Source organism: Pseudoalteromonas peptidolytica, from assembly GCF_012641745.1.
GTDB classification, from domain to species: domain Bacteria; phylum Pseudomonadota; class Gammaproteobacteria; order Enterobacterales; family Alteromonadaceae; genus Pseudoalteromonas; species Pseudoalteromonas peptidolytica.
On sequence record NZ_WEHZ01000014.1, the window covers coordinates 16,997 to 40,217 of the forward strand.

At 43.0% G+C, this 23,221-nt stretch carries 19 protein-coding genes; 11 read left to right on the forward strand and 8 right to left on the reverse strand.

Translation table 11 applies throughout. From position 1 onward, the window contains the following. Positions 1-117 precede the first annotated feature (117 nt). The 3 genes from fadB to tusA all read left to right on the forward strand — a co-directional run bounded on the left by fadB (position 118) and on the right by tusA (position 4,074). Complete coding sequence (fadB, locus tag F9Y84_RS10840; RefSeq protein ID WP_147390601.1) at positions 118-2,280, forward strand: fatty acid oxidation complex subunit alpha FadB; 2,163 nt, start codon at positions 118-120, stop codon at positions 2,278-2,280. Between the two features lies 1 nt (position 2,281). Continuing rightward, on the forward strand, positions 2,282-3,451 hold the full coding sequence (fadA, locus tag F9Y84_RS10845) for an acetyl-CoA C-acyltransferase FadA (protein ID WP_147390602.1): 1,170 nt from the start codon (positions 2,282-2,284) through the stop codon (positions 3,449-3,451). Between the two features lie 383 nt (positions 3,452-3,834). Beyond that, entirely contained in the window at positions 3,835-4,074 is a 240-nt protein-coding gene (tusA, locus tag F9Y84_RS10850; protein WP_128732029.1) for a sulfurtransferase TusA, read from the forward strand. A 28-nt stretch (positions 4,075-4,102) separates the two neighbouring features. Here tusA and F9Y84_RS10855 read toward each other — a convergent pair whose 3' ends face one another. The 7 genes from F9Y84_RS10855 to dnaA all read right to left on the reverse strand — a co-directional run bounded on the left by F9Y84_RS10855 (position 4,103) and on the right by dnaA (position 13,804). Further along, positions 4,103-4,549 carry an early set domain-containing protein gene (locus F9Y84_RS10855; protein ID WP_128732030.1) on the reverse strand — a complete coding sequence of 149 codons (447 nt, stop codon included), beginning with the start codon at positions 4,547-4,549 and terminating at the stop codon, positions 4,103-4,105. Positions 4,550-4,621: 72 nt separating this feature from the next. Further along, positions 4,622-6,691 carry a glycine--tRNA ligase subunit beta gene (glyS, locus tag F9Y84_RS10860; protein WP_147388767.1) on the reverse strand — a complete coding sequence of 690 codons (2,070 nt, stop codon included), beginning with the start codon at positions 6,689-6,691 and terminating at the stop codon, positions 4,622-4,624. Positions 6,692-6,693: 2 nt separating this feature from the next. Next, positions 6,694-7,593, reverse strand: coding sequence for a glycine--tRNA ligase subunit alpha (gene glyQ / locus F9Y84_RS10865; protein WP_125253666.1), 900 nt, complete (start codon positions 7,591-7,593; stop codon positions 6,694-6,696). Between the two features lie 173 nt (positions 7,594-7,766). Then, on the reverse strand, positions 7,767-10,184 hold the full coding sequence (gene gyrB, locus F9Y84_RS10870; protein ID WP_125253665.1) for a DNA topoisomerase (ATP-hydrolyzing) subunit B: 2,418 nt from the start codon (positions 10,182-10,184) through the stop codon (positions 7,767-7,769). A gap of 12 nt (positions 10,185-10,196) precedes the next feature. Beyond that, a complete protein-coding gene (gene recF / locus F9Y84_RS10875; RefSeq protein ID WP_125253664.1) occupies positions 10,197-11,285 on the reverse strand; it encodes a DNA replication/repair protein RecF in 1,089 nt (362 codons plus the stop codon). Positions 11,286-11,289: 4 nt separating this feature from the next. Beyond that, positions 11,290-12,393, reverse strand: coding sequence for a DNA polymerase III subunit beta (gene dnaN / locus F9Y84_RS10880; protein ID WP_147388769.1), 1,104 nt, complete (start codon positions 12,391-12,393; stop codon positions 11,290-11,292). Between the two features lie 10 nt (positions 12,394-12,403). After that, positions 12,404-13,804 (reverse strand): chromosomal replication initiator protein DnaA, encoded by a 1,401-nt coding sequence (gene dnaA, locus F9Y84_RS10885; protein ID WP_128732032.1) that lies wholly within the window; start codon positions 13,802-13,804, stop codon positions 12,404-12,406. A gap of 608 nt (positions 13,805-14,412) precedes the next feature. On the opposite strand from dnaA, the gene rpmH reads away from it, so the two are divergent. The 7 genes from rpmH (at position 14,413) to F9Y84_RS10920 (ending at position 19,149) form a co-directional block, all read left to right on the forward strand. Beyond that, positions 14,413-14,547, forward strand: a complete 135-nt coding sequence (gene rpmH, locus F9Y84_RS10890; RefSeq protein ID WP_010376846.1) for a 50S ribosomal protein L34 — start codon at positions 14,413-14,415, stop codon at positions 14,545-14,547. A gap of 6 nt (positions 14,548-14,553) precedes the next feature. After that, the gene (gene rnpA / locus F9Y84_RS10895) at positions 14,554-14,985 is read left to right on the forward strand and encodes a ribonuclease P protein component (RefSeq protein ID WP_128732033.1); all 432 of its coding nucleotides are present in this window, start codon (positions 14,554-14,556) and stop codon (positions 14,983-14,985) included. A 173-nt stretch (positions 14,986-15,158) separates the two neighbouring features. Continuing rightward, positions 15,159-15,461 (forward strand): membrane protein insertion efficiency factor YidD, encoded by a 303-nt coding sequence (yidD, locus tag F9Y84_RS10900; protein WP_211091617.1) that lies wholly within the window; start codon positions 15,159-15,161, stop codon positions 15,459-15,461. An 8-nt stretch (positions 15,462-15,469) separates the two neighbouring features. Next, positions 15,470-17,104, forward strand: coding sequence for a membrane protein insertase YidC (yidC, locus tag F9Y84_RS10905; protein WP_128732034.1), 1,635 nt, complete (start codon positions 15,470-15,472; stop codon positions 17,102-17,104). Between the two features lie 161 nt (positions 17,105-17,265). Beyond that, positions 17,266-17,937 (forward strand): cytochrome c biogenesis protein CcdA, encoded by a 672-nt coding sequence (locus F9Y84_RS10910; protein WP_147388766.1) that lies wholly within the window; start codon positions 17,266-17,268, stop codon positions 17,935-17,937. Between the two features lie 16 nt (positions 17,938-17,953). Further along, positions 17,954-18,412, forward strand: coding sequence for a TlpA family protein disulfide reductase (locus F9Y84_RS10915; protein ID WP_147388765.1), 459 nt, complete (start codon positions 17,954-17,956; stop codon positions 18,410-18,412). After that, a complete protein-coding gene (locus F9Y84_RS10920) occupies positions 18,412-19,149 on the forward strand; it encodes a TlpA family protein disulfide reductase (protein WP_147388764.1) in 738 nt (245 codons plus the stop codon). The genes F9Y84_RS10915 and F9Y84_RS10920 overlap by 1 nt, the downstream gene beginning before the upstream one ends. 70 nt (positions 19,150-19,219) lie before the next feature. Here F9Y84_RS10920 and F9Y84_RS10925 read toward each other — a convergent pair whose 3' ends face one another. Beyond that, a complete protein-coding gene (locus F9Y84_RS10925) occupies positions 19,220-21,409 on the reverse strand; it encodes a winged helix-turn-helix domain-containing protein (protein ID WP_192503235.1) in 2,190 nt (729 codons plus the stop codon). A 352-nt stretch (positions 21,410-21,761) separates the two neighbouring features. Between F9Y84_RS10925 and mnmE the strand changes: the two genes are divergently transcribed. Continuing rightward, positions 21,762-23,126: a tRNA uridine-5-carboxymethylaminomethyl(34) synthesis GTPase MnmE gene (gene mnmE / locus F9Y84_RS10930; RefSeq protein WP_125253657.1), complete on the forward strand. Its 1,365-nt coding sequence runs from the start codon at positions 21,762-21,764 to the stop codon at positions 23,124-23,126. The last annotated feature ends 95 nt before the right edge of the window (positions 23,127-23,221 follow it).

Sequence of the window (23,221 nt, forward strand, 5' to 3'; positions counted from 1 at the left end):
CGACTCAGGTATTTCAGTAAATGTGCGGTAAATTTTTCATTGCAATTTGCCGCCAAAGGATCCACACTGATTGAAATTACAACTCATCGTACCAGTGTATAGCACGGGAGAACATGTATGTTAATCAAACGCGAGTCCTTTGTAGTTGATTTTTGCAAAGGCAATATCGCTGAGTTTAAATTTTGCCTACCAGGCTCAGTCAATAAATTATCTCAGCAAGTACTTAAAGAAAGCCATGAAGCGCTAATCGAGTTGAGTAAGCGCGATGATATTCAAGGTCTAATCTTTAGCAGCGACAAAGACCATTTTATCGTTGGCGCTGATATTTTCGAATTCCTGCCTACCTTCCAACGTCCAGAAGAAGAACTGGTTGGCTGGATTAAGGATGCAACCGATGTCTTCGATGCGATAGAAGACTTGCCCTTCCCAACATTATCAGCTGTCAACGGCTTAGCACTTGGTGGTGGCTGTGAGTGGTTATTAGCTACCGATTATCGTATCGCCTCAGACAGTGCCAAGATTGGCTTACCTGAAGTAAAACTCGGGATCATGCCAGGCTTTGGTGGTACCGTAAGGCTTCCTCGCTTAATCGGCGCTGACAATGCGATGACGTGGATCACCACAGGTAAAGAAAACCGCGCAAACGACGCATTGAAAGTCGGTGCAGTTGACGGTGTAGTGCCTGCTGACAAATTAATGGCAGCCGCTATTCGCACATTAGAACAAGCTATCGAAGGTAAACTAGATTGGCGTGCAAAACGCCAAGTTAAGCTTGAACCTTTGAAGATGAACCGTGTTGAGCAAGGCATGAGTTTTGGTATGGCTGAAGGCATGGTAATGGCCAAAACTAAAGGTCACTACCCTGCACCTATGATGGCTGTACAAACACTCAAAGCAGCCGCAAATCTTGGCCGCAGCGAAGCAATGGCACTTGAAAACCAAAACTTTGCCAAGCTTGCTAAGACCGCAGAAGCCGCAGCGCAAACTGGTATTTTCTTGGCAGATCAATACATCAAAACAGTAGCCAAGAAACAAGCAAAGCAAAGCAACACAGAGATTAAGCAAGCCGCTGTGTTAGGTGCTGGTATTATGGGTGGCGGTATCGCTTACCAGTCAGCATACAAAGGCACACCAATCGTCATGAAAGACATCCAGCAAGGTGCCCTAGACCTTGGTATGGGCGAAGCTGCAAAATTACTTGGTAAGAAAGTACAGCGCGGCCACATGTCGATGGATAAAATGGTTGCCACTTTAGGTAAAATCAAACCAACACTTAACGACCAAGATCTGCAAGACTCAGATATTATCGTTGAAGCCGTTGTTGAGAATCCAAAGATCAAAAAATCAGTCTTGGCGAGTCTTGAATCACAGCTACCTGAAGGTACAATTCTCACCTCAAACACATCAACCATTCGCATTGATGAATTGGCAACCGCACTGGAAAAACCAGAAAACTTCTGTGGCATGCACTTCTTTAACCCTGTGCCAAAAATGCCTTTGGTAGAGATTATCCGTGGTGAGCAATCATCGGATGAAACCATTGCTGCCGTTGTTGATTACGCCTTAAAACTAGGTAAATCTCCTATCGTTGTTAATGACTGCCCAGGCTTTTTCGTTAACCGGGTACTATTCCCTTACTTTGCAGGCTTCAGTCAACTTGTCGTTGAAGGTGCTGACTTCGCAAAAGTGGATAAAGTCATGGAAAATGTCTTCGGTTGGCCAATGGGTCCTGCTTACTTACTAGACGTAGTCGGTATTGATACAGCAAATCATTGTACAGGCGTGATGGCTGATGGCTTCCCTACTCGTATGGCGCGTAAAGACAAAGATCCTGTCGCCGTGTTAGCAGGTGCTGATCGCTTTGGTCAGAAGAATCAAAAAGGCTTCTACCAATACGCACCAGATCGCAAAGGTCGCTTGAAGAAGAGTAAAGACGACAGCGCACTTGAGCTACTGAGCAGTATTTGTGACGCACCAACTGAATTTGACAAGCAAACGATTATTGAGCGCTGTATGGTGCCTATGATCAACGAAGTATTACTGTGTCTTCAAGAAAACATCGTTGCTTCACCACAAGAAGCTGACATGGCTCTCATTTACGGTATTGGCTTCCCTCCATTTAGAGGCGGTGCATTCCGCTACCTAGACCAAATTGGCCTAGCAAACTTTGTTGCTATGGCTGATAAGTATGCTCACCTTGGTGAAATTTACCAAGTCTCTGAACAAACAAGACAGTGGGCTAATGAAGGTAAAGTGTTCTATCAAGTGGAGGGCAAGTAACATGGAAAACGCGGTAATCGTAGATTGTATTCGCACCCCAATGGGTCGCTCAAAAGGCGGTGTATTTAAACATAAGCGTGCAGAAGATCTTAGCGCACATTTGATGAAAGGCTTACTTGAGCGTAACCCGCAAGTGGCACCAGACTCTATTGATGACATTTACTGGGGCTGTGTACAGCAGACTTTAGAGCAAGGCTTTAACGTTGGCCGTAATGCTGCTTTATTAGCTGGTATTCCACACACAGTGCCTGCGGTAACAGTCAATAGACTGTGTGGCTCATCTATGCAAGCGCTTCATGACGCAGCTCGCGCAATCATGACTGGTGCTGGCGACACATACCTCATCGGTGGTGTTGAGCATATGGGTCACGTACCAATGACACATGGGAATGATTTCCACCCTGGACTTTCTACATCAATTGCTCAAGCTGCCGGTGTGATGGGGTTAACAGCTGAGTATTTAGCGCTAATGCACGGTATTAGTCGTGAGCAGCAAGATGAATTTGCCGTACGCTCACATCAACGTGCCCATGCAGCAACCCTTGAAGGACGTTTTGCCAAAGAAATCCTGCCAATGGAAGGTCATGATGCTGATGGTACACCTGTACTTGTCGAGCATGACGAAGTTATCCGCCCAGAAACAAGCCTAGAAGGCTTAGGCCAGTTACGTCCGGTATTTAACCCAGCGTCTGGTACAGTAACTGCGGGTACCTCTTCAGCGCTGTCTGACGGTGCTTCTGCGATGTTGGTCATGAGTGAGTCTAAAGCACGAGAGCTTGGCCTGCCAATTCGTGCTCGCGTTAAGTCGATGGCAGTTGCAGGTTGCGATCCTTCAATCATGGGATACGGTCCAGTACCTGCTTCGCAAAAAGCATTGAAACAAGCAGGCATTACCATCGATGATATTGATGTTGCTGAACTGAATGAAGCCTTCGCAGCACAGTCTCTACCAGTACTAAAAGACCTTGGTCTATTAGACAAAGTAGATGAGAAAGTGAATCTTAACGGTGGTGCAATTGCACTGGGTCACCCGCTGGGCTGTTCTGGTTCACGTATCAGCACAACGCTTATTAACTTAATGGAAGAGAAAGACGCAAAATACGGCCTTGCTACCATGTGTATTGGTTTAGGCCAAGGCATCGCTACCGTATTCGAGCGTGTAGATAACTAACTCCAACCAGCTGGTGCTGGGTTGTCTTATACAGTGCCAGCAAACAACTTCAACTTGGTGACCAAGGCAAAACGGCTCAGCTGTTTTGCCTTTTTTGTTTCCTGTATTACCTTACCTCGGTTGGCTAATACCAATTATCTTAATTAAGTGGTCTATTTTGAGGCGAGAAAATTTTGTCGATAACAAGGCAAATATTTTGCTATTTAGTTGTTCTAAATGAGAAATTTTTAACGCAGTTAGCGTCAGATTTGCTCCTTCAAATTGAGCAAGTATTAAGACTAATTGGTATCATACTTGAGTTATCCAAACTTGAGCTTACTTACAACATGCGGTTAAAATAGCAGTTTTCCTAACTAATAACGTAACCAACAAGGCCACCCACAATGAGTTTTGATAATACCGACCATACCCTAGATGCTGTAGGTTTGCGTTGCCCTGAGCCCGTAATGATGATAAGAGGCATGGTAAGAAGGATGAACTTAGGTGAAACTTTGTTAGTGATTGCAGACGATCCGTCAACAACAAGAGATATTCCAAGTTTCTGCGAATTTATGGATCACACCTTAATTGCTAAAGCGGTGGCTGAGTTGCCATATAAATATGTAATTAAAAAAGGTCAGTAATGGTAAAAAAGCGGCGGTTGCCGCTTTTTTAAGATTTTACAATGACGACTTTTGGTACTCTAGGGTTTCGATAGTCCAAACGGATCTCATACCAGCCCTTTTTACTCGGCTTAAAACTAAAGTAATTATATACCGTATTGCAATCAGCAATTAAGGGCTGACCCAGTGTCAGCTGCCCTTCAGTTTGATAACCACAGTTATAGCCTTCACTCCATTGTTCGTCGGCAATTTTAAACTCGTATACTTTTCCCGGGCTCATAAATTTGGCTTTGGTGATATAAATCCCAGGTTGCGTCTCTTCCATACGATACTGAGGTTCAGCATCCCACAAGGTAAAATCGCCACGTAAATATAGTGTTTTATCTAACTTGCCAACTACCGTTGATGAGGTCGATTCAGCAGGTAACTGTAAGTTACTGCTACAAGCGGTAAGTGCCAACAGTGCAAATGCCAGTGCCCCTTGTTTTTTTATCATAGCGAACAACCTTTTTACTTGCTAATGATGAACTAACAAAAAGCCAGCAACCGCTGGCTTTTGTATTCACACTTAATTTTGTAACACTGAAATATCAGCAGTGTTTAAGAACAGCTTACTCAACTGACTCAATAATGCTAGACGATTCGCCTTAATGGCTTCGTCGTCCGCCATCACCATTACGTTGTCAAAGAAGTTGTCCACCGCTTCACGCAGGTTCGCTAACCGTGTGAGCGCTGTTTGATAATCGCCTTTAGCGTAAACAGGTGCAAGCTCAGCAGTTAACGCAGCAACTTGTGCGGCCAATGTTTTTTCAGCTTCTTCTTGTAATAGTGAAGTATCCACCAAAGCTTCAGAGGCAACATTGTTCTTAGCTAAAATGTTGTTTACTCGCTTATTGGCAGCAGCTAATGCTTCTGCTTCTGCTAGCGTTCTAAAGTGGCTTACCGCTTTTACTCTACGATCAAAGTCAACTGGGCTGGTTGGGCGTCTAGCCAGTACCGCTTGAATAACATCAACGCTGATCCCTTCATCTTGGTACCATGCACGGAAGCGCCCAAGCATAAACTCAATAACATCCTCAGCGACATTTGCATTGCTCAGCTTATCTCCGAATAAGGTCATTGCTTTAGCGACAATATCCTGAATATCGAGAGGTAGCGCTTTTTCTACCATGATCCGTAATGCACCAATTGCAGCACGACGCAGTGCAAATGGGTCTTTATCCCCTTTTGGCGTCTGACCAATACCAAAAATACCCACTAAAGTGTCAAACTTATCAGCGAGCGCCACGGCAAAACTGATTGGGTTGGATGGTAAATTATCTCCAGCAAAACGCGGCATGTACTGCTCGTTTTGTGCTAATGCAACTTCTTCGGCTTCACCATCAATACGTGCATAGTGCATTCCCATTACACCTTGAACGTCGGTAAACTCCATCACCATCTCAGTCATTAGATCCGTTTTACTGAGTAGGCCAGCACGTTCAGCCAAGGCTTTATCGGCACCAAGTTGTTCGGCTATAAAACCTGCCAATGCAGAGATACGCTCTGATTTGTCTTTAAGTGTGCCAAGCTGCTTTTGAAACAATACTGAATCAAGTGACTCAAGACGACTTTCTAGCGTTTTCTTCTTATCCGTTTCAAAGAAGAATTGCGCGTCTGCCAGACGTGGGCGAACCACCTTCTCGTTACCCGAGATCACTACACTTGGATCTTTACTTTCAATGTTAGAAACAAATAAGAACTTGTTGATCAAGTTGCCTTGTTTGTCTAACAGTGGAAAGTATTTTTGGTCATCTTTCATGGTGTAGATAAGAGCTTCATCAGGCACTTGTAAAAATGCTTCTTCGAAGGATGCAACTAAAGTCACAGGCCACTCAACGAGTGAGGTAACTTCTTCAAGTAAATCTTCATCCATCGCCACTTGTGCGCCTAGCTTTTGCGCTTCAGTCTCAATCTGACTACGAATTAGCGCTTTACGTGCTTCATAATCCGCAATGACATAAGCGTCTTTTAATACTTGGTGGCTGTCATCAGCATGTGTTACACGTACACGCTCAGGGTGATGGAAACGATGTCCTTGTAGCTCATTGCCAATCGCTTTACCTAGTACTTCACCTTGGACTTGTTGACTACCAAGTAGTGCTGCCACGGTATGTACAGGGCGGATAAATTGCGTCTTGTTCGCACCCCAACGCATCGGCTTAGGAATAGGTAACTTAGCTAGTGCTTTGTTGATCACATCACTTAGTAACGCTAAAGTCTGCTGGCCTTCTACTTTTGCTTTGTGTAGTAACCAAGTGCCCTTATCAGTCTTTAAACGCTCAGCATCATTTATATCAATACCACAACCACGCGCCCAGCCTAGTGCAGCCTTTGTAGCGTTACCCTCTGCGTCAAATGCAGCTTGGATTGCAGGGCCACGCTTTTCAACAACCTTGTCTGCCTGTTGTGTCTGTAGTGCCTTAACTTGAATACCTAAACGACGAGGTGATGCGTACCAGCTAACGCCTTCATGACCAAGTTCCAGTGCTGCTAGTTCCAGCTTGGTATTCTCTGCAAACGATTCAGCAAGATTACGCAAAGCCTTTGGTGGTAATTCTTCTGTGCCAATTTCTACAAGTAAGTTTTCAGTCGACATTATTAATCCTTACAAAGCGGGAAGCCAAGAGCTTCACGTGCATCATAGTACGCCTGTGCACAGGCTTTTGATAAAGCGCGAACTCTCAAGATATAGCGCTGACGCTCAGTTACAGAAATAGCATGGCGCGCGTCTAACAAGTTAAAAGCATGGGACGCCTTCATCACTTGCTCATACGCTGGTAATGGTAGCCCTGCTTCAATCAGTTTTTCACTTTCTTTTTCGCACTGGTCAAACTGTTTGAATAGCGCATCTACATCTGCATGTTCAAAGTTATATGTCGACTGCTCAATTTCATTTTGCATGAACACATCACCATAAGTGACACGTCCCATTGGCCCATCTGTCCAAACTAAGTCATAGATGCTATCCACGCCTTGTATATACATTGCAAGACGCTCTAAACCATAAGTAATTTCACCGGTTACTGGCGAGCATTCAATACCACCAACTTGCTGGAAGTAAGTAAATTGTGTCACTTCCATACCGTTTAACCAAACTTCCCAACCAAGCCCCCAGGCACCTAAAGTTGGTGACTCCCAGTTATCTTCGACAAAACGAACTTCATGAGTCAGAGTATCGATACCTAGTGCAGCTAACGAGCCTAAGTATAATTCTTGAATGTTCTCAGGTGATGGCTTCAGTACCACTTGAAATTGGTAGTAATGTTGAAGACGGTTCGGGTTTTCACCATAGCGACCATCTGTCGGACGGCGACATGGTTGCACGTACGCGCTCGACATTGGTTCAGGACCAATGGACTTTAGGAAGGTCATCGGGTGGAATGTACCCGCACCAACTTCCATATCTAAAGGTTGAGCTACAACACAGCCTTGCTGCGCCCAGTAATCCTGTAAAGCCAGGATCAAACCTTGGAAGGTTTTGATATCGTATTTTTGCATAGTTGGCTTATTTTTATCTGGTACTTATCGTGTGTGAACACTGTGCTTTCCGCGCTCACGCTAGATTCAATGATTGAAAATTATGCTCAGTATACCGCGAGCGCTTTAGGGTTTTAAGCTTTAAAGCATAAAAAAAGGAGGGAAAACCCCTCCTTTTTATTAGATGGTTGTATTTATACGTCTAAGTTAACTACGCGCAAGGCATTTGTTTCGATAAACTCTCGACGAGGTTCTACCTGGTCACCCATTAGGGTTGCGAACAATTGGTCTGCAGCAATGGCATCCTCAATGGTCACACGTAGCATACGACGCGCATCTGGATCCATGGTGGTTTCCCAAAGTTGATCAGGGTTCATCTCACCTAGTCCTTTATAGCGTTGTGTATACAAGCCACGCTTAGACTCCGAAATTAGCCACTCAAGGCCAGTTTCAAAGTAATCAATTGCCTGAGTCTTTTCACCACGCTGGACGTAACCGCCCTCGGAAATTAAGTTACCAATTTGACGTCCTGTATTTGCAATACGGACATAGTCTTTTGAAGTAATAAAATCGAAGTTTAATGTGTGCGCTTTATCTACCCCGTGCTGGCGAATATTGACCACTGGGTAATACATATTACGCTCTTCATCAAATGCAACTTCAGCGTTGAAAATAGTGGCATCTTCATCTTTTTTCACAAGATCAGCAACTAAGCCTTCAGTCCATGCTGTTACTGTTGACTCATTAGATAAGTCTGTTTCGGTCAGTTCAGGATGGTAAAGCAAACGGTTCATAATTGAAGACGGATACTTACGCTTTAAACGCTCAATGATATCTATCGTATTCTGATAATCATGTACTAAGTTTTCTAGCTTGTTACCAGAAATTGGTTCCGCACCTTCAGCTGGGTATAGTGCAGCATCGTTAAGTGCCAATGTCGTTAGATACGCAGTTAGTGCATTATCATCTTTAATATAACGCTCTTGCTTACCTTTCTTCACTTTATATAGTGGCGGCTGAGCAATATACACATAACCGCGTTCAATAATCTCTGGCATTTGACGATAGAAGAAAGTCAGTAGCAGCGTACGGATGTGTGAACCATCCACGTCCGCATCGGTCATGATAATAATGCGGTGGTATCTTAGCTTTTCAGGGTTGTATTCATCACGGCCAATACCACAACCTAACGCAGTGATTAGTGTTGCCACTTCCTGAGAAGAAAGCATCTTATCAAAACGTGCTTTTTCTACGTTAAGAATTTTACCTTTGAGTGGTAGAATAGCTTGGTTTTTACGGTTACGACCTTGCTTAGCAGAACCACCTGCCGAGTCACCCTCCACTATATATAGTTCAGAAAGAGCAGGATCTCGTTCTTGGCAGTCTGCAAGTTTACCCGGCAGACCAGCTAAATCCATCACACCTTTACGACGAGTCATTTCACGTGCTTTACGTGCAGCTTCACGCGCGCGCGCCGCATCAACGATTTTGTTTACAACGGTTTTTGCATCACCAGGGTTTTCAAGCAAGAACTCGGTGAGCTTTTCCGCCATCATTTGCTCAACGGCACCTTTCACTTCACTTGAAACAAGCTTATCTTTGGTTTGTGAAGAAAACTTAGGATCAGGAACTTTAACACTAACTACAGCAGTTAAACCTTCACGGGCATCATCACCAGTAGCATTCGTTTTATGCTTCTTGTTAAAGCCCTCTTTTTCCATATAAGTGTTTAGTGTACGTGTTAATGCTGCACGGAAACCAGCTAAGTGAGTACCACCATCACGTTGTGGAATGTTGTTCGTAAAGCAGTATATATTTTCTTGGAAACCATCATTCCACTGCATCGACACTTCAACACTAATGCCGTCTTCACGCTCAGTCGAAAAGTGAAAAACACTTTGATGAACTGGTGTCTTTTTGCGGTTGAGGTATTCAACAAAGGCTTGAATACCCCCTTCATATTTGAAGTGGTCTTGCTTGTTCTCTTCACGCTCATCGCTAAGAATGATACTCACACCTGAGTTTAAGAATGAGAGTTCACGTAGACGTTTTGCAAGAATATCATAGTGGAAGTTTGTGTCAGAGAATGTCTCAGCACTTGGCCAAAATCTCAGTTCAGTACCTGTAGTTTCAGCTTCACCAATAATACCTAAGGGCGCATCAGGAACACCCATGGTGTATTTTTGTTGGTGCACTTTGCCATCGCGGCGAATTGTTAATTGTAGTTTTTCAGAAAGTGCATTTACAACCGATACACCTACACCATGCAAACCGCCCGATACTTTATATGAGTTATCATCAAATTTACCACCAGCGTGTAGTACTGTCATGATAACTTCTGCTGCTGATACCCCTTCTTCTTCATGTATTGAAGTTGGGATACCACGACCATTATCTCTAACAGACACGGAGCCATCAGTATGAATTGTTACGAAAATATCGTCACAATATCCTGCTAGTGCTTCGTCGATTGAGTTATCAACGACCTCAAACACCATGTGATGCAAACCAGTGCCATCATCTGTGTCACCGATATACATTCCCGGACGCTTTCTTACAGCATCCAATCCTTTAAGTACTTTAATACTCGACGAATCGTAATTTTCCGACATGGTTTCTTCCAATTATTTTGTTATTAAGCTGCCATGTTCCACGTGGAACATTTTAATTTCACGTTCCATAGGTTCAATAACGGCGGCAATACTTTCTGGAGTAATTGCAGTAATAAACAGTTGAGACTGGCATTGTGCGAGTAAACGCGATACCGCCCCCTTAGTCTCATCACTGAGCTCCGAAGGTAAATCATCAATAAGCAATACAGATTGCTTATTACTCTCTTGGTCAATCAAACTATTCTGCATAACTTTTAAAGCATACAGCAGCAGCTTTAACTGTCCCCGAGAGAAAATATGTTCCACACTGTGCCCTTGAGTATAAAAGTTAAAGTCCGCCTTGTGCGGCCCTTTACTTGTATAGCCAAGTTTTATGTCACGCTCTAATTGATTGGCAAGTACTTCTGCCAGTTCTCCCTTCCAGCCCGCTTGAAAGCGAATTTCAAGGCCTTTAAAGATAGGGCTTATATCCCCTATCTTATCAAAAAAATGCGCCTGAAACCTACTTATATACGCTTCTCTTAGTATATTTATTTGTTCAGCAAGTCGAACAAATTCTTTATCCCAATAGCTTAATTGGGACTGAAAATCTCTGGGCTTGGTCTTAAGAAGTGCATTTCGTTGTTTGAGTACTTGGTTAAACATCTTCCAAGCAGAATAAAACTGGTGTTCCACGTGGAACACCCCTAGATCAAGAAACTTTCTTCGCTCTTTTGGCCCACCAAAAAACAACTCATAACTTTCTGGAGTTATCACTTGAACAGGCAGCACTTGGGCGAGTTCAGCAACTTTCCGACTTGCTTGCCCTTGGATTCTCAACTTAGTTTCGCCACTCATGTATTTACTAATACCAAGAGGTATAGACAAGTTATGTAGTTGTTTTTTAGCATGTACAACGCAATGAGAAGCCTCATGCTTGATCATTAACTTTTGTAAGTTAGTACGAAAAGATTTACCGCTGGAGAGAAAATAGATGGCTTCAAGCAAGCTTGTTTTACCGCTGCCATTTTCACCAAGAATGATGTTAACGGCATGACTAGGTGAAAGTGTTATAGCCTCAATGTTGCGAAACGTATTGAGGCTGAGGTGAGTTAAACTCATATATCTATAGGCGCATCGGCATGACTACATACATTGCATTTTCATCGCCAACCGCTTCAATGAGCGCACTGCTATTCGCATCAGATAATGTAAATTGGACATCTTCCGATTTGATAGTATTCAATACATCTAGCAGGTAAGACACATTGAAGCCAACCTCTAGATCATCACCCTGATAGCCTACCTCTACAACCTCTTCCGCTTGCTCTTGCTCTGGGTTGTTAGCACTGATCTTCAAATGTCCATTGGTTAGATTTAATCGAACTCCACGGAATTTCTCATTGGATAAAATAGAAACACGTTGAAATGCACTACGTAGCCAATCACGATTTGCCGTAACTAGCTTGTCTCCACCACGTGGTAAAACTCGACGATAATCAGGAAAACGTCCGTCCACCAGCTTACTGGTAAAAGTGAACTCACTATCTATAATACGCACATGATTAGCACCAAACTGAATAGTAACGGCATTATCATCCGCCGGTAACAAGCGCATTATCTCTTGCACGCCCTTTCTCGGAATAATTAGCTGTCGTTGTGTATTTAACGATTCTGGTAGCGTTTGTTGCGCAATAGCCAAGCGGTGGCCATCTGTTGCCACTGTTTTTATTTCATTATTATCGACTTCGAAGGACATGCCATTTAGGTAATAGCGCACATCTTGATTAGCCATAGAGAAATGCGTTGCTTCAAGGAGTTTTCGAAGCTCTAAGCGTGTAACCATAAACTCAACTTCGCCATCCCATTCTTCAAGATTAGGGAAGTCTTCTGCAGCCAGCGTTGTCAGAGAGAATCGGCTTTGACCGCTCGTTAATAACAACTGATGCTCTTGGGCACTTAACACTAAATCAGAGTTATCCGGCAAGCTCTTACAGATGTCTAACAGCTTTTTCGCAGGCAGCGTGATCTTAGCATCTGGAACACTGTTTTCTAAAGTCACTGACGCAACTAGCTCTATCTCTAAATCTGTTCCTGTCATATATAGCGCACCACTTTTTACTTCAAGTAATACATTAGACAGAATAGGCAGTGTATGCTTGCGCTCAATGGCGCCAGAAACCTGCACGAGTGGTTTTAAAAATAGTTCTCTTGGAATAGTTATTTGCATCATTTAACCCTTAAGAAGACAGCGTTCTAATTAAGTTTTGATAATCTTCTTTAACTTCATGGCTTTCGTCACGAAGCTCTTTTACTTTTCTGCACGCGTGCAACACGGTGGTATGGTCTCGGCCACCAAACGCATCACCAATTTCAGGTAAACTATGGTTAGTCAGTTCTTTAGACAACGCCATAGCAACTTGTCTTGGTCTTGCAACTGAACGGCTGCGACGTTTAGACAATAAATCAGAAACACGAATACGATAATACTCTGCAACTGTGCGCTGAATATTATCAATGGTGACTAGTTTATCTTGCAGCGCTAATAGGTCACGTAGCGCTTCTTTTACAAAATCGATAGAAATTGGTCGACCTGTAAAATTGGCATTCGCGATCACACGGTTTAACGCGCCCTCCAGCTCTCGAACATTTGAGCGAAGTTTTTTAGCGATAAAAAAAGCAACTTCATGTGGTAAATTGATATTACTCTGCTGCGCTTTTTTCATCAAAATAGCAACTCGAGTTTCAAGTTCTGGTGGCTCTATGGCAATTGTTAATCCCCAACCAAAACGAGATTTTAATCTATCTTCTACCCCTTCAATTTCTTTGGGGTAACGGTCAGAAGTTAAAATAATTTGCTGATTACCTTCAAGCAAAGCATTAAACGTATGGAAGAACTCTTCTTGTGAACGTTCTTTATTTGCAAAAAATTGAATGTCGTCGATCATGAGTGCATCAACGCTACGATAGTAGCGTTTAAACTCTTCTATCGCATTATTTTGCAATGCTTTAACCATATCCTGAACAAACCTTTCAGAGTGCATATACACAATTTTTGCATCTGGTTTTTGCTCGATAATACCATTCCCAACGGCGTGCAATAAGTGCGTTTTACCCAAGCCTGTACCACCATAAATAAATACAGGGTTAAAAGCAGATCCTGGATTATCGGCAACTTGAGTTGCAGCAGCCTTGGCAAGTTGGTTGGACTTACCTTCAACAAAGTTATCGAAGGTATAGTTTTCTTTAATATTGGACTTATGTGCTGATTTAGGTGCCGGCTCCACTTTCTCAGCAACTCTAGTTTGTCCGCCTTGTGAGGCTGTAGTCTGCTCTGGAGCATGACCAACTGTCGGTGTCCTTTCTTGCGCAGTATTTGGTTGCGCCGCCAATACCGGCTTACTACCAACATCAAAGCGTAATTCTGGCGCTTCGTCACCACAAATTTCAATGAGTAGCTCATTAATACGATGGAGATACTTTTCTCGCACCCAATCTAATACAAAACGATTTGGCGCATAGATAGTTAGCGTATCATCAGTACTTTCTGCCTGTAGCGGTCTTACCCACATACTAAATTGCTGAGATGGCAATTCATCCTGCAAAACATATAAACAACTTTGCCAAACCGACAGATACACTCTGAACTCCAATAGGTTTTGATTCCCGGGAATCAAAAATAGACGTTTTAGATCAACTGAACAGTTAGATCTAAACGATGATCGCCGGAAATACTTATTTATAATTACAAAATCACTGGTGGAAGCGGGGTATTATGAAGTGATCTTATCCACAAGTTCAATATTGACTTTTTGAAAAAGTAAGATCTCATCAAAATAAAAAATCAAGCACATGATTTTAAAAGATTTTTATTTTTTACCCACAAGTAAGATCATAGCAAAAAAACCACCAGATCTCACCCCAAAATTAAGATCAAATTTAGTTTTCCAGAGCTTTTCCTATTCTTACTAAATGCTATAATGCCGCCCGTCGGATCAGATCTATGCAGATCGATTTCGTATTGATCCTACTTTATATGGATCATCTATGTGTGTTCGATACTGCTGCTCAGTTTGTTCTATATATAAGGCAACAAAACGCTTGCTGTGGAATATTTAGCCACACAGAGCAGATTTTGATTGACTTTAGACGTACTCAGCTTTAATATCTCGCGCTCGCAATGGCACCTGTGCCAGGATCGCGACCTGCATAGGATGTTTTAACTTTTAACCGATCGGATGGAATTGTTATGAAAAGAACTTTTCAACCTAGCGTACTTAAGCGCAAGCGTACTCACGGTTTCCGTGCTCGCATGGCGACTAAGAACGGTCGTAAAGTATTAGCACGTCGTCGTGCTAAAGGCCGTAAAGTACTTTCTGCTTAATATTTAGTGGAAGACTTTAGCTTTAGCAGGGAGTTACGTCTGTTAACTCCCTCGCATTACTCCCGCATATTTCAAGAGCCAGCTCGCGCTGCTACACCTTATTTTACTCTACTTGCAAAACCAAATGATGTTGGTCATCCCAGACTCGGTTTAACAGTTGCTAAAAAGCGCTGTAAAAAAGCGTGTCAACGAAATCGCATTAAACGTCTTGCCAGAGAAAGCTTTCGTCTAAATCGTCATAAACTGGATAACATCGATATTGTGTTGATGGTCAAGACCGGTGTTGATGAGCAATCTAATGAAGAGCTAACAAAACAGCTAACTAAGATGTGGCGTAAAATAAATGAACGTTGTAAACCAGGAGCACCAAAGCCTGCTTTTAAGCCAAGACAGCAAAAGCGTTCAAAAAAACCTCAAGGGAACGCGAAAAAGCAATAATTCGCTTTTCGCATTTCTTTTTAAGCCGCATTTACCCTTGCCAACGTAGTAATTTTACCTCAATTAAGGTAAGGTTAGCTCACCTTTTAATCAGCTATATCAATGGAAAAATAGTCTGTTTTTTCCCACTTGGGTTGAAGCAGTAAATTGAGGAAATTGATATCTACAATGCCATGAATTCAACTTCAGGGCATGGCAAAATCAGGCGTCAGTTCAAATTAGTGAGTTCGCTACCCAAGCATCTCCTTATTTTACTGATACGAGGTTATCAACAATGGATCAGTCCCCTACTTGGACCTCATTGTCGATTTAATCCAACCTGTTCGAGCTATGCAATTCAAGCAATTAATTTACATGGAATTGCAAAAGGGAGTTGGTTAGCGGTTAAACGCATATTAAAATGTCACCCTTTGAGCGCAGGTGGAGATGATCCTGTACCTGTGAAGTCAACTAAAGTTAAACAACACGAGAAATAAGAGCTGTTATGGAATCGCAACGCACGTTTTTATTTATCGGTTTGTTGCTTGTTTCGTTCCTATTGTTCCAAGAGTGGACACAAGAACAAAACCAGCCTCAAACTGGTACCAGTGCCGCCGCACATCAAGTGGCGAACTCAACCCCAACAGAAGATCAAACTGATGTTCCAGCGTCTAGCCAATCCGATGTGCCTGTTGTGGCAACTCAGGCGACACGTTCTGTTATTAGTATTACTACCGATGTACTTGCGGTAAAAGTTGATACTAAAGGCGGCGACATCGTTGAAGCTAAATTACTCCAACATGCAGAAACCCATGGCAGCGATCAGCCTTACCTGTTACTTGGTGAATTTGATGCTAAGCAGTATATTTCACAAAGTGGCTTAATTGGTTTAAACGGCCCTGACGCGAATAAATCAGGCCGCCCAGTGTACAAGTCAACTCAAACTCACTATGAGTTAGCAGGCGATACATTACGCGTACCTCTTACTTTTACTGATGAAAAAGGCGTACAGTACACCAAAACCTACATCTTCAATGCTGGTAAATATGACGTTGGCCTAGAGTATCATGTCAACAATACCACGGCAGATCCCGTACAAGTGCAGCTTTACACACAAATCAAGCGTACTCGTCAGGATAAAGGCAGCATGGTTGACCAAACTTACCTTGGTGCAGCCTATGGTACAGCGGAAGAGCCTTACGAGAAATACAGCTTCTCAGATATGGCTGAAGCAAACCTTAATAAAAATACCCAAGGTGGTTATGTCGCATTTCTACAGCACTACTTTGTAAGCGCTTGGGTTCCTGATCAGCAAACCAATAATACTGTGTACACAACACTAAGAAACGGTAACGGCATTATTGGCATGAAGAGTGAACCGACCAATGTTCAAGCAAATACCGCTGCAACGATTACAGCAACGTATTATATGGGACCTAAAGACACAGAGGCGCTAGAGGCTATTCAAGAAGACTTAGACCTAACTGTAGACTACGGCTGGTTATGGTTTATCTCACAGCCATTACTCACACTACTTAAGTTCCTTTATGGTATTTTGGGTAACTGGGGTCTGGCTATTATCGCGATTACATTGATTGTAAAAACCGCTTTGTATCCACTGACCAAAGCACAATACACTTCAATGGCTAAAATGCGCATGCTGCAACCAAAAATGCAGGCATTAAAAGAGCGTTATGGCGATGACCGTCAGAAGTTCGGTCAAGCGATGATGGAGATGTACCGTAAGGAAAAAGTAAACCCTATGGGTGGCTGCTTCCCATTATTACTACAAATGCCAATCTTCCTTGCGCTGTTTTACGTTTTCCTTGAGTCAACAGAGTTACGTCATGCTGAATTTGTCTTATGGCTAACTGACTTATCTGCAATGGACCCTTACTATGTACTACCTGTGCTATTTGGCGCAAGTATGTTCCTTACTCAAAAGTTACAGCCAATGACTGTGACTGATCCAATGCAGCAAAAGATGATGACTTACATGCCAGTTGTGTTCTCTATCTTCTTTATCTGGTTCCCATCAGGTCTAGTACTTTACTGGTTGGTTTCAAACCTTATCTCTATCGCGCAGATGCTAATTATCTACCGTGGTATGGAGAAAAAAGGCATGAAAGTACGCGGTTAATTCCCCGTATTCAGAAAAAACGGCTCTCTAATGAGCCGTTTTTTTATGTCTTAAAAACAATAACTTGATAATATTTTATGGTAATTTTATGCTAATTTGATAGGTCAGATAGACACTATCCGTCATGCTAATTTGCAAATACAGCACGCAAAGAGAAGACGATGTTTGAATCAACGTTACTACAGGCACTTTCTAGTGCGGAAACAAGCTGGTGGTTAATCCCCCTCGCCTTGCTAATAGGTGTTCTCACCAGTTTTACTCCCTGTGTCTATCCTATCTTACCTATTACTCTTGCTACGTTGAGTCAGCAACGTCATATCCGCCTTGCACCTATGTTGTACGCTATTGGCTTTGCAGCTGTCTATGCAGCACTTGGGTTCGTAGCCGCACTCACAGGTAGCTTTTTCGGCCAAATTGCCACGAACCCTTGGGTGCTACTGATTTTTGCAAATCTGCTACTTTACTTTGCAGCAGTATCAAAAGGGTTACTCCCCTTGCCTGCATTCTCCACAGCCTTCAGTAATACAGCCTCTGCTCCGCTACTCATGGGCATGGCCAGCGCCTTTGTTGCAGCACCTTGCACATCACCTGTGCTGGGCGGTCTGTTATTGTTCGTGGCCAATGCTCAGCAGCCCTTATTGGGCGGTATGTTGCTATTTAGTTTTGCCCTGGGAATGAGCACCTTGCTGTTGCTTGCTGGGTTTAGCACACGATTTTTAGATAAGTTGCCAAAATCAGGGGCATGGCTTAATCACATCACCACAGTCACAGCACTACTCTTAGTCGCAATGGCGCAATATTTTCTTATTCAAGCTGGCAAAAGCTGGCTATAACAGTGAAGGAACTACCATGAACAGAGTCATTTTTTATTTGCTACTCACTTTATTGAGCACCACATCGACGGCTAAGGAATACCCCATACTGAATGCTAGTACACTGACCAACAATGTGATTACAAGCAAAGGGAAGATCACTTATTTAAAATTTTGGGCAACTTGGTGCGCTTACTGTATTGAGGAGATGCCGCTACTTGAACAAAGCTACCAACAAGCCAATGACCACTATCAGGTTATCGCCATTAATATCGGCTTCAATCAGTCAGAAAAAGGTATCAAAGCCTATCTTGATAAACATAATTATCAATTTCCAACGGTATTTGATGAAAGCGGTAAGATAACCCAACAGTTTCAAGTATTAGGTACACCGCAGCACATCTTAATTGATGAAAACGGTAAAGAAATTTATCGCAGTGCACTATTTACCGATGAGCTACAGCAGCACCTAAACACACTACAAGGAGTAAACTAATGTCACTAATCAAATTACTACTTGTGCCCATTACCATCTATTTAAGTATGTCTGCGCAGGCGAGCACACAAGAGTATATCTTTATCAATATTTGGGATGAGTATGTGCAGCCAACCTCATTACCCGCACCATCAGCTCCGAGAGTTATGTTGCAGCCAGATATCAATATTGATGATGCAAGTCTAGAGCAGTTTAAAGCAGCTTACCCTAGTTACGGTAATATCAAAATTGATAAGCAAAACCAGTTAATGCTGCAGTTTTCAGTGAGGCAAACCCCCATGCGCATACTCGTTGAAAACGGTAAAGTTATCCAACGAGAGCAATTGTCTACGGCAACCGTTGCCAGCAAAGAAGAAAAGACAAACACCCCTTTAAAAACATTAGCCGGTACGCCTTTCTCTATTGAAACAGTTAATAGCCAATACCGAGTGCTATTTTTCAGTGATAGCTTATGTCCATTTCAACATATTCCAGCATGCGAAATGAAGATTGAAATGAATAATCACCTCGCAGCAGTCAGCGATTATCCCGTGCTAACGATAATTAAGCCATTTTACGTCGACGAGCAAAGTGCTTATGCCTATCAAAAGCGCTTTAATATCAAACACGATATTGTGTTCGATCACCACAATGAAGTATTCAGTACTTTTGATGTACGAGAATTACCTTATTGGTTGGTACAAGACAAACAGGGCAAAGTGGTATATCGCGGTAATCAACCACCGAGCCTAGACTAATTCCCTGTCGCAGCCAGCTTGAGCGAAGACTGGCTGCTCAACAAGATTGTAAATTTAGGGAGATCTCGAGCTAATTTATCGTCCATTTACTTTGACAATATACGCTATACGGCGCATCAATAAGCTCAGCAATAAAGCGTTTATCGATGCGGCTTTGCTGTCGTAACTGCTGCAACTGCAACTGTAATAATTGACTATTTTCAAGCTCAGTGAGTTTATCTGAAAAGTCTTGCTGTAACGCTTCCTCTTTCGCCATATCAGCGGCTACAGCACCATAAAGTAGCAAAAGATGCGAGCTGGGGTGTTGCTGTGAACTAATAATATCAAGTGCTTGTTGTGGCTCACCATTTAAAAGATGTATATACATTTGAGTATAAAGCGCATAGGTTTCAACCTCCTGTAGTTGTAGCGTTTGATACGCTTGCATAGCCTCCAATGAAAGCTGCTCGGCAGACTCAAGCTCTCCTGCTTTTATCAATGTCCAACTGAGTAATAACTTAACGTTCGCCCGCGTCACGACAGATATATCATCACTTTTGAGCAATGCTTGGTATTGTAAAATTGCGCTTTGCATTGCTTCTTCATCACCCGTTTGCAGTGCAATATCCATTTGCGCCATGCCTATCAGTAATTGCTGCTGTTCATAACTAGGCACAAAACGTGGTTCGGGTGTAATTTGCTTTAGGTAATCAAGCGCTTTTTCCCCTTGATGAAGCTGAATATAGAAAAACCCCAAGTAAGTTAGTACTTGCATTTCTAGATGGTGATAGCCGCCCTGTTGCGCCAATTCCAACGCGTTTAATAAGCTTGGCTCACTCTCACTAACAGGCACTAAATAGTTTTGTCCGTAAGCAAATAATGCCTTAATTAAGCTTAATTTTTGTGCCGTTTGCTGATAGTAAGTGATCGCTTGAGCAAGGACTGGCTTACTTTTTTCTAAGTTGAGTAAAGTCTTTTCTATTGGCCCTGCTGCGGGTGGATTAGCTAAATAAAAGCTGCGCTGCGCTTCGCTGTAGGCAAAAGAGCGACTCCCCACCAAAACATGCGCTGAATTCATTGCTTGTTTATATTCATCCCAGCGCTGAAGGCTCCAATAGGCGTCCGCCTGAAGTTGATAAGCAGATGCTATTAATTCAACCTGTTGACTTTGCTGTGCAACATCCAATGCCAATTTCGCTTGTTGCAAGGCCTGCTGCGCTTGTCCTGTTGCTTTTAAAAACTCGCCATAATACAAGTGATAGCGAGCCTGCGTCGCGATAGATGCTGTGCTCAGTGAGATATGCTCAAACTGCTTATGTGCAGACTGTATATCCCCAAGCCACCAGCAAATTTGTGCAAGCTCAAGCTGACTTTCTATATGATCTGGCATTTGCATAACCGCCGCTTCAAAGTATGCTTTAGCTAGCTTTGGACCTTGCTCATTTAACGCTTGGACACCGCGATAATAGTCACGCATACCACGATTAAAAGGAGCCATATCTATCGCTTCAGTTTTAAGTGCTAGTTGTGTTATGACTTGCATTGCAATAGCTGTAAAGTTTTCATCTAGCTGTTCGACTATCAGCTCGGTGCGCTCGCTTGCTAAACTAGCCGTTAATAGAAATCGTTGTTGTAACGGTTTAAGAGAAAGCGTGAGCTTTTTAGTTTTATCACTGTTAGAAAGCTCTGGATACTGGCTTTTGGGTACTAAGTGATAACTAGATTGCAGCTGTTGCCGTAGTGCGGCTTCCAACGCATACCCCCACCACGCATTTGCTTGTACACCCGTTTCATTAGCCATAGGTGGGATAATAAGTGTCGGCAATGTGACACTAGCCTTGCTTGAAACCGGCTTTGGTGCAGATAAAAAATATAAGCTGACTGTACTAACAATCGCTATTAAGCCAACCGCAGTGAGCAATATTGTGGCTTTCTTCCCTAGCTTAGTAACATGTGAAATTAGGCTTTTTGAATGCGGCTGTTCAACAGGACAAATCCACAAATACCCTTGCTGTGGGATAGTTTTGATAAACGTTGGATTTTGGGGACTGTCGCTCAGTGCTTGCCTGAGCTCTGTAATGCTTTGAGTGAGTGCGGTTTCTCTAAACTCGCCATGTTGCCAGAGGCTGCTTAGTAATGTTTCACGTGCAACAACTTGATTTGGATGCGTTAAAAAATATGCCAATAGCTGTGCAACCTTTGGCCGCAATGGAACTTGCACAGCATCACGATATAAGCACAATGTCATTGGATCAAAGCGAAAATGTAAGAAGTACAACACGGTGTTTATTTCCCTTATACAAACCTATTACCAGAAGTATCCAGTAAGTATTGTACCTATACTATAACTAACAAACACGACTAATCCTAAGCAAAGTCATCTAACTGCTAAAATGAAGTTAAGCCAACCTTTCCAACTTGATTGTTACCAACACCAGGTCAAATCCATATCGCTCAATTATCGCTTGAACCACGAAGCGACAAGTCAAACGCTATAGCCACAGTACACTCCGAAGAACAAAAACAAAATCGCAAGGGAACCAACACTTGTAGATATTATCTAGCAGCTATACCTGAGATATATCAATTGCTGTACAATTATGTCTATTAACCAGACAGTCTAAAGAGTCATCATGATTGCACAAGACACCATAGCAGCACAAGCTACCGCTCCGGGTCGCGGTGGCGTTGGTATTATTCGCGTATCAGGTAGTAAAGCCAAAGCGGTCGCCGAGCAAATCTTAGGTAAATGCCCAAAAACTCGCTATGCCGAATACCTGCCATTCAATACCTTAGCAGGTGAACAGCTTGACCAAGGCATTGCGCTGTTCTTTCAAGGACCAAACTCATTCACAGGAGAAGATGTGCTTGAGCTACAAGGCCACGGTGGCCCGGTTGTCCTTGATATGCTGCTAAAGGAGATAAGCCAAATCGAGCAAGTGCGCTTGGCAAAGCCTGGTGAGTTTTCAGAACGTGCTTTTATGAACGACAAGCTAGACTTAACGCAAGCAGAAGCCATCGCAGACTTGATCAATGCCACCAGCGAGCAAGCTGCAAAAAGTGCGCTACATTCGCTGCAAGGTGACTTCTCTAAACATATCAACGCATTAGTCGAAAAAGTAATTCACCTTCGTATGTATGTAGAGGCTGCAATTGATTTCCCCGATGAAGAAATTGATTTTCTATCAGACGGTAAAGTCGCAGGGGATCTTGAGAGCATTATTCAGCAACTCGCTGAAGTGCGTAAACAAGCCAAGCAAGGCAGTATTATGCGTGAAGGTATGCGCGTGGTGATTGCAGGTCGTCCTAACGCAGGTAAATCATCGCTACTCAATGCCTTAGCTGGCCGTGAAGCCGCGATTGTTACAGACATTGCAGGTACCACAAGGGATGTACTGCGTGAGCACATTCATATCGATGGTATGCCGCTTCATATTATCGACACTGCAGGACTTCGTGATAGTCCAGATAAAGTAGAACAGATAGGCATAGAGCGTGCTTGGGAAGAGATCCGTGGTGCCGATCATGTACTATTTATGGTAGATGGCACAGAAACCCACGAAACCGATCCTGCGAAGATCTGGCCTGATTTTATTGAGCAACTACCGCAAGGTATGGAGATTACGGTGATCCGCAATAAAGTCGATTTGAGCGGTGAAGCCATTGGCACGACCACGAGTGATGGCCATACTCTTATTCGCCTGAGTGCCAAGGATATTCAAGGCATTGATTTATTGAGAGAACACCTAAAAGCCTGTATAGGATTCACAGGTGCAACTGAGGGTGGCTTTATGGCTCGTCGTCGTCATTTAGACGCCCTAGAACGCGCTGCTGAGCACCTAGAAATAGGCCAAACTCAGCTAGAGATGCACATTGCCGGTGAAATTCTGGCAGAAGAGCTGCGCCTTACCCAGCAATACCTCAATGAGATCACCGGCGAATTCACCTCAGATGATTTGCTAGGCAAAATCTTTAGTTCATTCTGTATTGGTAAATAACCTGAGCTTCGGATAAATAATCCAAATATTTGAGTCGCCATACGCCCGATGTTCGGGCGTATGGTTACACACTAGCTAACCTGAGGTTTGGATAA